This window comes from Sphaerospermopsis sp. LEGE 08334, from assembly GCF_015207205.1.
Classification (GTDB): Bacteria; Cyanobacteriota; Cyanobacteriia; order Cyanobacteriales; family Nostocaceae; genus Sphaerospermopsis.
Map to the genome: position 1 here is coordinate 29,890 of NZ_JADEXH010000047.1, position 13,910 is coordinate 43,799.

The window sequence follows — 13,910 nt, forward strand, 5'->3', positions numbered from 1 at the left end:
AAAAAATCCGTGCATATTCATACCCTTGAACAATGGCAGCATTCTCACGATTTTTCTGTAGATCAAAATCAGGCAGAAAAAAATACTAAAATTGTGATGCTATTCACGGCATTAACAATGGTTGCGGAAATTGCCGCAGGAACGTTTTTTGGTTCGATGGCTTTGCTTGCTGATGGTTGGCACATGGCCACCCATGTTGCAGCTTTTGGAATTACGATTTTTGCTTATCAATATGCGCGAAATAATGCCAATAATCCCAAGTATACTTTTGGTACAGGAAAAGTTAGCGTCTTGGGTGGTTTCGCTAGTGCTGTAGCGTTGGCGGTGATCGCTTTTTTGATGGGAATGGAATCACTGGGGCGGTTTTTTGAACCGCAAAATATTCACTTTAATGAAGCAATTGGAGTGGCTATTATTGGTTTGGTTGTGAATATAGCCAGTGCTTTTTTATTGCAAGATCATCATCACCATGATCATGCAGATGATCATCATCATGAACATCATGAACATCAAGATCATAACTTGCGTGCAGCTTATATTCATGTTTTGGCAGATGCACTAACTTCTGTTTTTGCGATTATTGCTTTATTTGCTGGTAAATTTTTGGGTTGGGTGTGGATGGATGCAGCAATGGGGTTTGTTGGTGCTGCGGTAATTGCTAAATGGTCTTATGGTTTGGTACGTGATACGGGTTTAATTTTATTAGATGGTTCAGGTGATAAACAAATCAAGTTAGCTATTGTGAATACTATAGAAGAAAATGCTGATAATAAGGTTACAGATTTGCATATTTGGTATGTGGGTCAGCATCATTTAGCTGCTACAATTTCTTTAGTTACCCATTATCCGCAAACACCGGAATATTATAAAAATCTCCTCAAAGATATTCCGTCTCTTGGTCATGTTTCTGTGGAAGTTAATCATTGTCAAGGAGAACCTTGTGTAGATATACACAGGGACTAAAATGCTGATTATTGCTGTAAGTTATAATGGTTTCAGTTCTAATTATTCAGGAGGTGAGATGATGGTTATTGCTAATACCAACCCGCCGATTATTACCCCAGAGATCACAAAAACTCACTTTACTCCAGATGAGTATAGAGAGATGGAGGAAACCGCCGAAGAACGCCACGAATACAGCGATGGGGAGATTATTGTTATGACTGGAGGTTCAGAAATTCATAGTGCGATCGCTAGTAATATTTTAATTTATTTGGGATTTTTACTCAGGGATACTGATTTTCGTTTTTATGGTAGTGATTTGCGGGTTTGGATTCCTAATTTTAATCATGGAACTTATGCAGATGTACTGGTGATTAATGGTGAACCAGAATTTAATAATAATCGCACGGATGAAATTCTCAATCCTTTACTAATTATGGAAGTTCTGTCACCTTCAACAGAAGGTTATGATAGAGGGAATAAATTCAGAAAATATCGTTCTCTTCCTAGTTTTTGTGAATATATGCTAGTTAGTCAAGCTGAAGCTTATATTGAGCAGTATTATAAACAGGAAGAAGAAAATAACTATCTTTGGCAATTGAAAGCTTATGATCATATTGATCAGTCAGTTTTTCTGCACAGTTTAAATATAGAACTTCCCATGAAAGAAATTTATCGGCGGATTAAATTTTAAATTAAATTTAAGAGCGATATTTCCACACACAACATCTGATAATATCACTCATATAGTAGAGTGCGTTAAGAACGTTTAACGCACCATGTATTTCATGTTTATAAATTGCTCACAGCTTCGGCAATTTTTCCTGAAACAAAAGGTAAAATTTCCCGACTTTTAGCTTGTGCTTTCCCTTCTGTAAATACTACTAACAAATAAGGACGCTGTTCTGGTAATTCAATATAAGCCGCATCATGGCGGACAGAACTTGTCCAACCGGCTTTTGACCAGATTTGACTATTTTGGGGTAAACCACCGCCTAAAAAGCCTGTAACTTGGTCTTCTTCCACATCTTGGGGTAAGTCATCAGGGTTAAGACTGCGTTTGAGTAAAGACATCATTTGTTGCGATCGCCCACTGGAAACCGCAACCCCACCCACAATACTATGTAATAACCTGGCAGTGGCATTAGTTGTTAACATATTTCTATTTTCAAACATTTCCCCATAAAACGCCCTTTCCCTACCAAAAGGACCATCACCCCAAGTTTTTTGACAAACATTAATATTTGTCATTTCTTCCCAACCCAAGGATTGATAATAACGGTTAACAATATTGCGTTGATATTTCCAAGTTTCAAAAGGTCCTATAGGTAATTCTGGTCCAGAGGTAGTACCGCTGAGAATATCAACTATTAAACTGGTAGCATCATTGCTAGATTCAATAATCATATCACTTAACGCCCGTTCTAATTCCTTAGAAGTGTTAGTCATGCCTTTTTCTAACCATTCATGAACAGCAACTAAATAGAATAATTTGACAACACTTGCAGGATAAATGCGTTCTCCACCACGATAATTAAAACCTCTGACACCATGACCCCAAAAAGCATCAGGAGTCAAAGCACCACCAGTATTTACAGGGATAGGAGGATCATAAACAACCCAAGTTAAAGCAATTTGATCCCGGTTTAAATTAGGAAAATTAGAAAAAGTAGCTTCTAAGATTTCATCACCGAGATTTTCTATTTGTTCGTTTTGATTGAATAAAACCATTTGCGAATAATTCCTTGAAAATATCAAAATGTTAATTTCTATATTTATTATAACATTAATTGTATAATAATCTTTATCAATTGATGATTGACAATTGATGATTGACAACTGCTTATTTATTCAAGGGTTAAAACCTCTCCTTTCAAGGATAAAAATAAAAAAGCTCCCATTTCTCAATCCTCTCACTTGGAGAGAAAGATAATTGTCAATTGTCAATTGTTAATTTTTGGGATGGTACTGACAACCTTAGAAGAAAGTCAAGCACCAGCAGCAGCAAGGTATATCATGGTTATTTAGATAATCCCACATTTCGAGGAATGCGACAAAGTTTAGCAAAAAATTTTGATGAAATATATATAATGGATTTACATGGTAATAGTAAGAGAAAAGAAGTCACTCCCGATGGTTTACCAGATAAAAATGTATTTGATATTCAGCAGGGAGTCGCTATTTGTTTTATGATTAAATATCCCCAGGAAGTAAAAATATGAAATGGCGTGTTATTTTAGAAACCGATCCTGAAACCGGAGATTGGGCGGTTTGGTGTCCAGAATTACCTGGTTGTGTTTCCGCAGGTGAAACAGAAGCAGAAGCTTTAGAAAATATTCGTGAAGCGATTGGCTTCGCCAGTGCCATAGGCAATCGCACTTTATCTAGAACCTGACACAATTACATTAAAACCAGGATCAGTCATGCGAGAGGTTTTAGTAACATGACTCGTATCCGCAGAATGAATGCAGATGAAGTTGAAACTATAAACAGAATGGAAAACTGCGTAAAATAATCTCAAACAAATTATGACCAAGTTTTATCATATGGCAGCATCCCCAATGTGTAAGTTTATTTTTACTAACAATATAAAATTATCCCCAGCTTAATTGGATTGAACCGCAAAGGACGCAAAGTACACAAAGGAAAGAGAGTTTCAGAGGGTTTTTGATGTGACTGCGTTTATTTCTTCAAAATTGGGATGCTTACGATAAATTCGCTGAAATTATCGTAATTTTGGTTTGATTGAATTACTCTAATCTACAAATAGGAGACTCTTTTTTTAACCAAACATGATATAATCCTGAAAATCCTTAAATCCTGGAAATCCTGATTCTGACAAAAATTAACTATATAATCCTGTAAATCCTTAAATCCTGGACACCCTGATTCTGACAAAAATATGTCTTTAAATTTAAATTTACTAATCCCCCATTCCCCAACCAACGAATATCAATGTCTAGCTGACCTCAATTTATATGATGCTCCTGAATGTGTCCGTTTAGCAACTCAAGCTGCTACTGGTCGCAATTTACGCATTACATCAAATCATCAAGATACAGCAATTCAAGTTTGTTTATGTGAAGATGATTATCCGGGATGGGTTGCTGTTAATGATTTGTCCTTATTACAACCTGCTACTACATCCTACGAACCTGCATTTTTTACTGAATCGGAAATTAAAAAACTACTACCAAAGGTAATTGAATTTACCCAACAAGCAATGCAGCAAACTAATTATTATTTGTGGGGTGGAACAGTAGGACCAAATTATGATTGTTCTGGTTTAATGCAAGCTGCTTTTGTATCTGTGGGTGTGTGTTTGCCAAGAGATGCTTATCAACAAGAAGCTTTTACCCAACCAATTAATATTCATGATATCGAACCAGGGGATTTAATCTTTTTTGGAACTCCGCAAAAAGCAACTCATGTAGGTTTATATTTAGGTGATGGTTATTATATTCACAGTTCAGGAAAAGAACAAGGACGCAACGGTATAGGTATTGATCAACTTTCGGAACAAGGTGATAAAGTTAGTCAGTCATACTATAAACAATTACGGGGTGCTGGTAGAGTTGTGAAAAGCTATGTTGGTCAATTGATAATTGATAATTGATAATTATTTTATTAAAGGTTTAAATTCTCTCATTTGCAGGAGAAAAAAACAGAAAAAATTTCCTATTTCCAATCCTCTCACTTCCAGGTACAGGTAATTGTTTTCTAGATCCCCGACTTCTTAAAGAATTAGGGGATCTATACCACGAACAACATCAAGCCAAATTTTTGGTAAAATCAACCATCAGCGATCGCCTATCAGCAATGACCAATTACCAATTACCAGATGTATCCGTAGTTGTACCGATTAAAGATGAAGTAGAAAGTCTACCTTTATTACTAGAAGCCATTTCTACCACTCTGACAGCCAGTGAGTTAAGTTATGAAATTATCTGTGTAGATGATGGTTCTACTGATGGTTCACCGGAATTTCTCAAAGAACAGGCACAACTCCGCACTGATTTAAAAGCGGTGATTTTACGCCGCAACTACGGACAAACTGCGGCCATGTCTGCGGGTTTTAATTATGCTACAGGTAAAGCAATTGTTACCCTAGATGCTGATTTACAAAATGATCCGGCTGATATCCCCATGTTATTGGCAAAATTAGATGAAGGTTACGATTTGGTCAGTGGTTGGCGCAAAAATCGCCAAGATGGGGCAATAAATCGGTTACTTCCTTCAAAAATTGCTAATTGGTTAATTCGTCGTACCACTAGCGTCTATATTCACGACTATGGTTGTTCTCTCAAAGCCTATCGTGCAGAATTAGTTGCAGATATGAACCTTTACGGAGAACTACACCGCTTCTTGCCAGCTTTAGCTTATATCGAAGGGGCAAGAATCACCGAAATGCCTGTGCGTCATCATGCACGACGCTTCGGTAAAAGTAAATATGGCATTTCTCGGACTTTTCGGGTATTGATGGATTTATTAACAATTCTATTTATGAAAAAGTTCCTCACCCGTCCCATGCACGTCTTTGGGTTGTTTGGCTTGTTGTCAATGGTTACAGGTGGCGGACTAGGAATTTATTTAACTTTCCTGAAACTGGCTTTTGGTGCAGATATTGGTAATCGTCCTTTATTAATTTTAGCTGTGTTATTGCTGCTAACTGGTATTCAGTTATTTTGCTTCGGTTTGTTAGCAGAATTATTAATGCGTACTTACCACGAATCTCAAGGAAGGCCAATATATCGAGTGCGGGAAGTAGTGGCAAAAAATGTTAAGTAACGTAACAATGGAAATACAAAATTACTAAATATTACATTGCATCTGCCGTGAAAGACTTTGAGACTATTGACGCTAAGTTACGGCGCAACCTACTAATATTATTTGCAGCAGGTTTATTATTCTGGTCAGCTTTAGCTTCCTTGTTGCCAACATTACCTTTATATATAGAATCTCTAGGGGCAACAAAACAACAAATTGGCATTGTTATGGGCTGCTTTGCCATCGGGATGTTAGTATTTCGTCCCCAAGTGGGGATTTTAGCCGACCGTAAAGGCAGAAAAATTGTGTTACTGATTGGGTTGGCAGTAGCAGCGATCGCACCTTTAGGTTATTTATTGGCGAAGTCACTACCATCCTTAATGGTAATTCGTGCCTTTCATGGTATCAGTATTGCTGCATTTGCTACTGCTTACACTGCCTTAGTGGGAGATTTAGCACCAGAACACCGTCGGGGCGAAATCATTGGTTATATGAGTTTAGTTAATCCCATCGGTGTGGCACTAGGTCCAGCTTTAGGGGGATATTTACAAGCCACAGTAGGCTACACACCTTTATTTATCGCATCTACCACTTTAGGTTGTTTAGGCTTACTCTGTCTTTTACCCGTTGTTAATCCACCTGTGATTGAAAAACCTAAAGACTTTACAGAAGATAAATTTTGGCAATTAATCACCAGTCCCCGTGTCCGTGTACCTGCTATAGTTTTGTTACTGATTGGTTTATCGTTAGGGACGATACATACCTTTATTGCCTTGTACATGAAATCAACAGGAGTAGATTTAAATGCGGGGTTGTTTTTTACCGCCGCTGCCATATCCAGTTTTAGTGTCAGATTATTTGCAGGGCGGGCTTCTGACAAATACGGACGTGGTTTATTTGTCACTTTCAGTTTGATTTCTTTTACTATGGCACTGTTATTTATTTGGCAAGCAAACAGCGCCTTAACATTTTTAATAGGTGCAGTTGTTGAAGGTGCGGCTTCTGGAACTGCTATTCCCATGATTTCTGCAATGATGACAGATAGAGCCTTACCCCATGAAAGAGGGCGAATTTTTGGCGTGTCTTTAATGGGATTTGATGTAGGACTAGCTATAGCCGGTCCAGTTGTCGGTTCTATAGCCCAACAAATGGGCTATCGCAGTATGTTTGGTTTTGCTATGAGCTTAACTTTAGTGGCTGTACTGATTTTTATTACACAGTCGAGTAAAAGTGTTACCAAATCTTTCCGCTTTGCCCTTGGCCGTGGTGAAGATGCCTATGCTTTAAAAAGCAAGGTGTAGTTATCAATTGATAATTGACAATTGACAATTGATAATTGTTTCATTCAAGGTTTAAAACCTCCTCTTTCAGGGGGAAAAAGCCCAAAATTCCGCTTGTGAAATCCTCTTCCTGTAACGAAGAAGTAATTGTCAATTGTTCATTGTTAATTGTCCATTATTGAAACCTATTCCCCAGTCACCAATCACTAGTCACCTAAAAAAATTGCACAAACCCAACTACCGAGTTTGTGCGATTATTGTTATTTAACGGGCGAGGAGGGATTCGAACCCCCGACACCGTGGTCCGTAGCCACGTGCTCTAGTCCACTGAGCTACACGCCCTTAACCAACGAATCTTATAGTAACACACACTTCCCAAATGACGCAAGAGGTTTTTTCAAATTCTTCCCATATTTCTCAAAATATTTCTCAACTTTCTCATCTCACCCCCCAGGGAGAGGCGCAAATGGTTGATGTGTCTGGGAAAGTCGCCACTGTGCGGGAAGCTGTGGCTACTGCTAAAGTGCGAATGCTCCCAGAAACGTTAGCAGCTATTGAAGCGGGGAATGCTCCTAAAGGGGATGTTTTGGCAACTGCTAGGTTAGCGGGTATTATGGCCGCTAAACAAACAGCTAATTTAATTCCCCTTTGTCATCCCTTACCTTTGCAAAAGATTACTGTTGATATCAAACCAGATGGACAACTACCCGGTTATCAAATTTATGCCACAGTCAAAACCAAGGCGGAAACAGGTGTAGAAATGGAAGCTTTAACAGCGGTTTCTGTTGCTGCTCTTACCTTATATGATATGGCTAAAGCTCTGGAAAAGTCGATTCAAATTGAAGCCATTAGTTTAGTCAGTAAGACAGGTGGGAAATCTGGAGATTATCAGCAATTTTAGATTTGAGATTTTTGATTGGGTAATTTAGTAATTGCTAATTGGTAATTGCTAATTGGTAATTGGTAATTGCTAATTGGGAAAAATAAAATAGATTATCCAGTCACCAGTCACCAATAATAACGAGAATGTGTTAACATCTGTAACAAATTCACAAATTCACACATATTAATTATTTATGCCTCCTCGTTGGCCACGCAAACCAGATCGTAAAGATCCAGAGTTCCGTAAGTTAGATGATCGGATGAATTTTGCTTTTCATGTAGCTGTTGCTGCTACTGTTAATTCTGGGTTGTGGTTTTTCCACATCTTGAAATCTACATCCTGGGAATGGTTGACACCATTAACTCTAGGTTGGGTAGGGGTAATATTGCTGCATTTCATTTATATTAGTGCGATCGCTAATTACTCAGAAACTCCACCCTCATCAACCTGAAGACTGACTGCTAATGCTGGGGCGTTGTCACCGATGGTAGTAGATACAGTCTAGCTAATTGCGCCATAATATGAAATAAGCTGAAATAAACTAAAAATCCGCGTCCTTGTTTTGTAATGAGGTTATTTTATGGCTACAACTCCTACCACAGAAATACTAGAAGCCCTAGCAGCAGAAATAGGCGAAAATGTCTATATAGACATTGCTAAATGGCATCTTTACCTATCTGATGCCAAACTTCATACCGTCGTTGCTGAAAAATTATATCCTTTAATTGTTGATAAAAATGTCAATGAAGACAGAGTTTTAGAATTATTAGCATCCATCCCTGTAAAAATTGGTGGTGGGAGAAAAGAACTACCTTTGATTGATTTATTGCCTCTACAATGTCAAGTAAGCTTGGTTGACATACTAGAAAAATATCAACGGGAAATTTAAGTTATTCAGGAGTTAGGAGTTAGGAGTCAGGAGTCAGGAATAAAATTGACTTGATTTACCTGTTAATCGACGTTATTCTCAGTTGAAAATTCACACATCCTTGAGTATTGAATCACATAATTAAAGGAGGATTTTTGATATGTTTTTACAAATCAAAAATAGTCGGGATTTAGTCAAAATTGTTGATTTTCAAGAATTAATTGATCCTAATAGTGAAATTGTACACGCTAAAGATCAAGAAGGACAAGAAGAACAGGAAACAGACACCTATCAAAAGGAAGATTTGGTTTTTCCATCAGGGGAAAAATTACCACGTTGTTGGTTAGATGCTAATTACCAAACAGCGCACGCTGCATAATTGTAAGCATTCAGCTATCAGTAATCAGTAATCAGCTTTTTTCTAGAGAGAGACTGAGATTAACTACACCAGTTTTAATGAATAGTTTTCTTCTTTTTTGCTGACTACTGACTACTGAATGCTGACAATTTAATTAACAGCAGCTTTTTCTTCTACTGTCACACCTTCACCTTCAGAAGTTTTGGAAAATGCTTTAAAAATCCAAGCTGTGAAAATATGAGAAAGTACACCCATTGGACCCGCAAATAAACACAAAGCTAAAGAATGAATTGTCCAAACTCCGGTTTTTTGACCTTCCCAATATATCCATCTTCCGACAAATAAATCCATCACCAGAAAATGAATCCAACCTGTAGCAGCAGCTTTTTCATCTGCAAAAAATTTGGCGATATCTGCTAACTGAGGATTTGATAAAGCAGCAGCATTTTCTGGGGTAATACTGCTGACAAATAAATACACATAAGCAGCAGCTAAAACCACAAAAGGAAGATAAGATTCCATTACCTTGCGGGTGACTTTCCAGTTAGGTAATAAAATCATTAAAGCCCAAAAGGGTAAAACAAACAAATTGGCAATGTTGAATAAATCGGTGATATTCATATTAGGTGACAGGTGACAGGTGACAGGTGACAGTAGGGGTTTAGCAATGTTAAACCCTTACCGATTCATAATATATTACAATGCTACTAATTCAGATTCTATTTCTGAAGATTGTAAATCACGACCGATAAAAACTAAACGGGTTTGTTTTGTTTCTTCTGGTTTCCAAGGTCGGTCATAAAATTTTTCAAATCTTGTCCCTACACCTTGCATAACCAACCGCATGGGTTTATTCGCAACTGCAACAAATCCTTTGATTCGGTAAATTTCTTTTTGTTCTGCAAGTTTCTTTAAGGTTTCTTGCAGTTTTTCTGGATCAAAGGTACGATCTAAAATTACATGAGTTGAATTTATTTCATCATCATGATCATGGTCTTCTTCTGTGTCGTGATGACTAGGACGATCATCTAAATTATCTTCAACTGCGGATTCAAATCCTAATAATATTGATGGGTCAAGTTTACCATAATCACTAGAGACTATTTTCACTTCTCTGGGTAATTCGTTTTTGACTATTTCTACAACTTCTGATTTTTGCTGATCATCAACTAAATCGGTTTTATTCAAAATCACTAAATCTGCACAAGCAAGTTGATCTTCAAATAATTCTTGTAATGGTGTTTCATGTTCTAGACTATCATCTTCTTGTCTTTGTGCGGCGATCGCTTCTAAATCACTTGCAAATGTTCCCGCAGCAACCGCAGCGCAATCTACAACTGTAATCACTGCATCTACTGTAGCAGCATTGCGGATTTCTTGCCAACGAAAGGCTTTAACTAAGGGTTTTGGTAATGCTAAACCAGAGGTTTCAATTACTATACAATCAATACTATCACGGCGTTTAATTAATTCCCGCATTGTGGGGTAAAATTCCTCTTGCACTGTGCAGCATAAACAGCCGTTTGTGAGTTCAAATATATTAGTATTTTCTGGATTTTCTTGTACTTCATCTTCGGGGCAAATTTGGCAGGATTTTAATAATTCTCCATCTATTCCAAGTTCGCCAAATTCGTTAACTAATACTGCTATGCGTCGTCCTTGGTTGTTTTGCAGTAGGTGACGGATGAGGCTGGTTTTACCGCTTCCTAAAAAGCCGGTGATGACTGTGACGGGGATTTTTGTGGCCATGTTTGGTGTGTTGTTTTGTTATTTGATTTTACCATATATTGTATAACCCCTCTCCAAACCTCTCCCCGCACCTCTCCCTAACCCTCTCCTAAGAGGAGAGGGAAAAGGAATAAAATTTAATATTGGGGAGGCTTAAATACCAATAATATTACTTACTTAATTATTAGTTTAAAAGCCCCTCTCCGCGTCGGAGAGGGGTTGGGGTGAGGTCAGATTATTTTAAGAATATCCAATTTCTATCATTTTGAAAAATTCCTGGACTACTTCATCAGGATTGTTATAACATCTTTCTGCATCAAATCTTTCTACAACCTTGATACCATTTTTCTTGAAAATGCGTTCTCTTTCTTGTTCCTCAACTCTGCGTTCTGCGGTGTGAAATGGTCCATCAACTTCTAAAACTCCCCATTTACCGTTATAACAAATGAGAAAATCAGCTTCTTTATTTTCTCTACCTTTGGGTGTGGTGAGTCTTGCTAAGGAGTTGGGTACAAATAAAACGCCAGTTTTGTCTAATGCTTCAGCAATTTTGATTTCTGTTTTTGAGCGAAAGCGTAGGTTTTCCCAAGTGTGAATTGTTGAGTTTGAATAAAATTGAACTCCTTGATTATTGATATTATCATTTTGGGAAGTTTTGCTTAAAATGAAATCTTGGTTATTGATATTATTATCTTTTTCAAGAGTTTTGCTGATAATTAAATCTGTATTTTCTATAATCTTTTTATATAAACTGGCAAATTCTCCAGGTGCAAAATTACCATTGATAGGTCGTCTTTCTTTTTTCTCCACATCATCCACATTATCGCCGAAATACACATATTTATAATCAAGATATACATATTCACAAATTACTTCATCCAAATTTGTTTGACTATTAGTTTGCCAATCTTCTATACAAGAACCTGTTAAAGTTGCATTATGAAAATTTGTACCAATTACTTGGGATATTGCTAAATTAGCCTCACTCAGGTTAGCCTCACTCAGGTCAGCCCAATTCAGGTTAGCCCCACTCAGGTTAGCCCCACTCAGGTTAGCCCCACTCAGGTCAGCCTCACTCAGGTTAGCCCCACCCAGGTCATCCCCACGCAGGTCAGCATAACTCAAGTTAGGTGTTATTGTTATACTACCTGGATTTTTATCTCTCCACTTATTCCAAACTTCTACCCCTTGCTTCAATTTTGCTAAATGCTCTGGATTTGCCATAATCTAGTTTTTATACCTAAAATTGCCAATATTCGGATTGTAACCTAATTTCATTAAGCTGAGAATGTAATCAAAATAGCGATCGCATTTAGCATTAACCAGATTTTTCAAATGTTTTCTATGAAACAATAATTTATGTTGTGTTTTTTGGCTACTGATGTTAACTCAAGCAGAATTTGAGGAATTGATAAATGATACTACAAAACAAATTGATTGTAATATTTTATGGAGTGAGGATGAAGACCATTCTCCTACCGTAGAATTTAGTGTTGAGCTTACCTCAAATCCTGGTTATCCCATTTTTGTCAAAGGTAGTTATAACCCGCTAACAGAAAAACTGACCTACGCACTTATCCATAGGGCTGCTGGTAGAATATATGCTTTGGATTTAGGACAAGATCATAAAAATCCTGATGGAACCCTAGTAGGAGAAAAACACAAGCATCGCTGGAGAGAGCCGTATCGAGATAAAGAAGCTTATGTTCCAGAAGATATAACTGCTCCTGTCACCGATCCAGTTAGAGTATGGCAACAGTTTTGTCTAGAGTCGAGAATAAGGCATAATGGAATTATGCAAGATCCACCGCCATTACAGTTAGATTTATTCCTCTAATGTTAACCCCTTGCCAAGAAATTGCCAGAACGATTGGAGAGTTGTTTACCTGTTCAACGGTCAACGACTATATCCGTATACGTACCCCATTACTTTATCCTGATGGTGACGTTATTGATATATATCTGAAGGAAAAAGAGGGACAATATATCTTGACAGATTTAGGTGAAACTTTACGCTGGCTACGGATGCAAACTATATCTGAGAAAAGGTCAGAAAAGCAAGAAACGCTAATTCAAGATACACTATTAACTCATGGTGTTGAAAGATATAAAGGAATGTTAATAATTAGAATACAAGAAAATGAAAACTTAGCTTCTGCTGTCACAACTTTATCGCAAGCAGCATTTAGAGTTTCTGATATTTGGTTTACATTTAGAACTAGAGCTTTTGAGTCAATTATAGAAGAAGTAGCAGAATTTTTAATAGAGAAACAAATACCTTTTGAACAAAATAAGAAATTTGAAGGACGTTCTGGGCGTTCTCGAAAAGTAGATTTTTGCACCAAATATCGCCAACAAACATCATTAATTGATGTACTAAGTACAGCAAGTGTGACAACAGGTAATAGTAGGGCTGATAATGTTTTTACTGTTTGGTCAGACCTTAGCTACCTTCAAGAAAGAAAGTACAAATTTATTTCATTATTTGACGATACCATAATTTGGAAACTTGAAAATATTACTCTTCTAGAACAAGTGTCTAATGTAGCATACTGGTCGCGCAAAGCTGAATTTCAAGAAATGCTCCTTACAAACAATACCCCATCACTTCCTCAAACCTAAACCCAAAAGAGGGATAGAAGGAGATAGTACAATGGATACCAAATTAAAATATCAAGAAATCATCAAAAGCATATTAACAGAAACCGCCGAATATCGCGCTTCTATACCTGATGGTTATAATTTCCAAGTTTTATTTGATGATGAACATGGACGTTATTTAGTGTTAGATCCCACATTCCGCACCCTCAACTGTCACAAGGTAAAAAAGCCATTAAAGTAGTACATATTAACTAAAGATAATTCAAAGATTAAGAGGGTTAATGAGAATGAGTAGCATTAAAAGGGAGATGGTGTGAGAAAGTGAAGCTTGGTAACAAAAACAAACGAAAAAAATGAATTGATAACCAAATAAGAAATAATGGATAACAACAGAATAGTAGAGGAAACTGTTGTGAAATTAAAACCTCAAGAAATAGAAATTCAGAACATAGACCATTTAGGGATAGTAGCAGGAATAATAGA

General features: G+C 37.1%; 18 protein-coding genes and 1 tRNA gene. 14 read left to right on the forward strand and 5 right to left on the reverse strand.

Going from position 1 to position 13,910, the window contains the following annotated elements; all coding sequences use genetic code 11:
• The first annotated feature begins 9 nt into the window (after positions 1-9).
• Both dmeF and IQ237_RS21580 read left to right on the forward strand, forming a co-directional pair.
• Entirely contained in the window at positions 10-963 is a 954-nt protein-coding gene (gene dmeF / locus IQ237_RS21575) for a CDF family Co(II)/Ni(II) efflux transporter DmeF (RefSeq protein ID WP_194058924.1), read from the forward strand.
• Positions 964-1,024: 61 nt separating this feature from the next.
• Positions 1,025-1,636 (forward strand): Uma2 family endonuclease, encoded by a 612-nt coding sequence (locus IQ237_RS21580; protein ID WP_194058926.1) that lies wholly within the window; start codon positions 1,025-1,027, stop codon positions 1,634-1,636.
• A 98-nt stretch (positions 1,637-1,734) separates the two neighbouring features.
• Here the strand turns inward: IQ237_RS21580 and IQ237_RS21585 are convergent, their stop codons facing one another.
• Complete coding sequence (locus IQ237_RS21585) at positions 1,735-2,673, reverse strand: serine hydrolase (protein ID WP_194058928.1); 939 nt, start codon at positions 2,671-2,673, stop codon at positions 1,735-1,737.
• A gap of 209 nt (positions 2,674-2,882) precedes the next feature.
• Between IQ237_RS21585 and IQ237_RS21590 the strand changes: the two genes are divergently transcribed.
• The 5 genes from IQ237_RS21590 to IQ237_RS21610 all read left to right on the forward strand — a co-directional run bounded on the left by IQ237_RS21590 (position 2,883) and on the right by IQ237_RS21610 (position 7,010).
• Positions 2,883-3,164 (forward strand): hypothetical protein, encoded by a 282-nt coding sequence (locus IQ237_RS21590; RefSeq protein ID WP_228020570.1) that lies wholly within the window; start codon positions 2,883-2,885, stop codon positions 3,162-3,164.
• A complete protein-coding gene (locus tag IQ237_RS21595; protein WP_375539916.1) occupies positions 3,161-3,337 on the forward strand; it encodes a type II toxin-antitoxin system HicB family antitoxin in 177 nt (58 codons plus the stop codon). Before IQ237_RS21590 ends, IQ237_RS21595 begins: the two co-directional genes overlap by 4 nt.
• 507 nt (positions 3,338-3,844) lie before the next feature.
• Complete coding sequence (locus tag IQ237_RS21600) at positions 3,845-4,558, forward strand: C40 family peptidase (protein ID WP_194058930.1); 714 nt, start codon at positions 3,845-3,847, stop codon at positions 4,556-4,558.
• Positions 4,559-4,761: 203 nt separating this feature from the next.
• Positions 4,762-5,730: a glycosyltransferase family 2 protein gene (locus IQ237_RS21605; RefSeq protein WP_194058952.1), complete on the forward strand. Its 969-nt coding sequence runs from the start codon at positions 4,762-4,764 to the stop codon at positions 5,728-5,730.
• A 47-nt stretch (positions 5,731-5,777) separates the two neighbouring features.
• The gene (locus IQ237_RS21610; protein WP_194058932.1) at positions 5,778-7,010 is read left to right on the forward strand and encodes an MFS transporter; all 1,233 of its coding nucleotides are present in this window, start codon (positions 5,778-5,780) and stop codon (positions 7,008-7,010) included.
• 247 nt (positions 7,011-7,257) lie between these two features.
• Here the strand turns inward: IQ237_RS21610 and IQ237_RS21615 are convergent.
• A tRNA-Arg gene (locus IQ237_RS21615) sits at positions 7,258-7,331 on the reverse strand.
• A gap of 37 nt (positions 7,332-7,368) precedes the next feature.
• On the opposite strand from IQ237_RS21615, the gene moaC reads away from it, so the two are divergent.
• The 4 genes from moaC to IQ237_RS21635 all read left to right on the forward strand — a co-directional run bounded on the left by moaC (position 7,369) and on the right by IQ237_RS21635 (position 9,119).
• Complete coding sequence (gene moaC, locus IQ237_RS21620; RefSeq protein WP_194058934.1) at positions 7,369-7,890, forward strand: cyclic pyranopterin monophosphate synthase MoaC; 522 nt, start codon at positions 7,369-7,371, stop codon at positions 7,888-7,890.
• A gap of 175 nt (positions 7,891-8,065) precedes the next feature.
• Positions 8,066-8,323 carry a hypothetical protein gene (locus IQ237_RS21625; protein WP_096570648.1) on the forward strand — a complete coding sequence of 86 codons (258 nt, stop codon included), beginning with the start codon at positions 8,066-8,068 and terminating at the stop codon, positions 8,321-8,323.
• A gap of 129 nt (positions 8,324-8,452) precedes the next feature.
• Positions 8,453-8,761 (forward strand): DUF3181 family protein, encoded by a 309-nt coding sequence (locus IQ237_RS21630; RefSeq protein WP_194058936.1) that lies wholly within the window; start codon positions 8,453-8,455, stop codon positions 8,759-8,761.
• A gap of 139 nt (positions 8,762-8,900) precedes the next feature.
• Positions 8,901-9,119, forward strand: a complete 219-nt coding sequence (locus IQ237_RS21635) for an acetyltransferase (protein WP_096570654.1) — start codon at positions 8,901-8,903, stop codon at positions 9,117-9,119.
• Positions 9,120-9,248: 129 nt separating this feature from the next.
• On the opposite strand, the gene IQ237_RS21640 is transcribed toward IQ237_RS21635, so the two are convergent.
• From IQ237_RS21640 to IQ237_RS26445, 3 genes are all read right to left on the reverse strand, one after another.
• Positions 9,249-9,719 (reverse strand): ABA4-like family protein, encoded by a 471-nt coding sequence (locus IQ237_RS21640; RefSeq protein WP_194058938.1) that lies wholly within the window; start codon positions 9,717-9,719, stop codon positions 9,249-9,251.
• A 75-nt stretch (positions 9,720-9,794) separates the two neighbouring features.
• The gene (gene cobW / locus IQ237_RS21645) at positions 9,795-10,847 is read right to left on the reverse strand and encodes a cobalamin biosynthesis protein CobW (RefSeq protein WP_194058940.1); all 1,053 of its coding nucleotides are present in this window, start codon (positions 10,845-10,847) and stop codon (positions 9,795-9,797) included.
• 219 nt (positions 10,848-11,066) lie between these two features.
• On the reverse strand, positions 11,067-12,050 hold the full coding sequence (locus IQ237_RS26445) for a pentapeptide repeat-containing protein (RefSeq protein WP_228020571.1): 984 nt from the start codon (positions 12,048-12,050) through the stop codon (positions 11,067-11,069).
• Between the two features lie 157 nt (positions 12,051-12,207).
• On the opposite strand from IQ237_RS26445, the gene IQ237_RS21660 reads away from it, so the two are divergent.
• The 3 genes from IQ237_RS21660 to IQ237_RS21670 are packed head-to-tail and all read left to right on the forward strand — an operon-like array spanning position 12,208 to position 13,668.
• Entirely contained in the window at positions 12,208-12,663 is a 456-nt protein-coding gene (locus IQ237_RS21660; protein ID WP_194058942.1) for a DUF6978 family protein, read from the forward strand.
• Positions 12,663-13,448 (forward strand): DUF1828 domain-containing protein, encoded by a 786-nt coding sequence (locus IQ237_RS21665; RefSeq protein ID WP_194058944.1) that lies wholly within the window; start codon positions 12,663-12,665, stop codon positions 13,446-13,448. The genes IQ237_RS21660 and IQ237_RS21665 overlap by 1 nt, the downstream gene beginning before the upstream one ends.
• Positions 13,449-13,479: 31 nt before the next feature.
• Positions 13,480-13,668 carry an element excision factor XisI family protein gene (locus IQ237_RS21670; protein ID WP_194058946.1) on the forward strand — a complete coding sequence of 63 codons (189 nt, stop codon included), beginning with the start codon at positions 13,480-13,482 and terminating at the stop codon, positions 13,666-13,668.
• Positions 13,669-13,910: the final 242 nt, after the last annotated feature.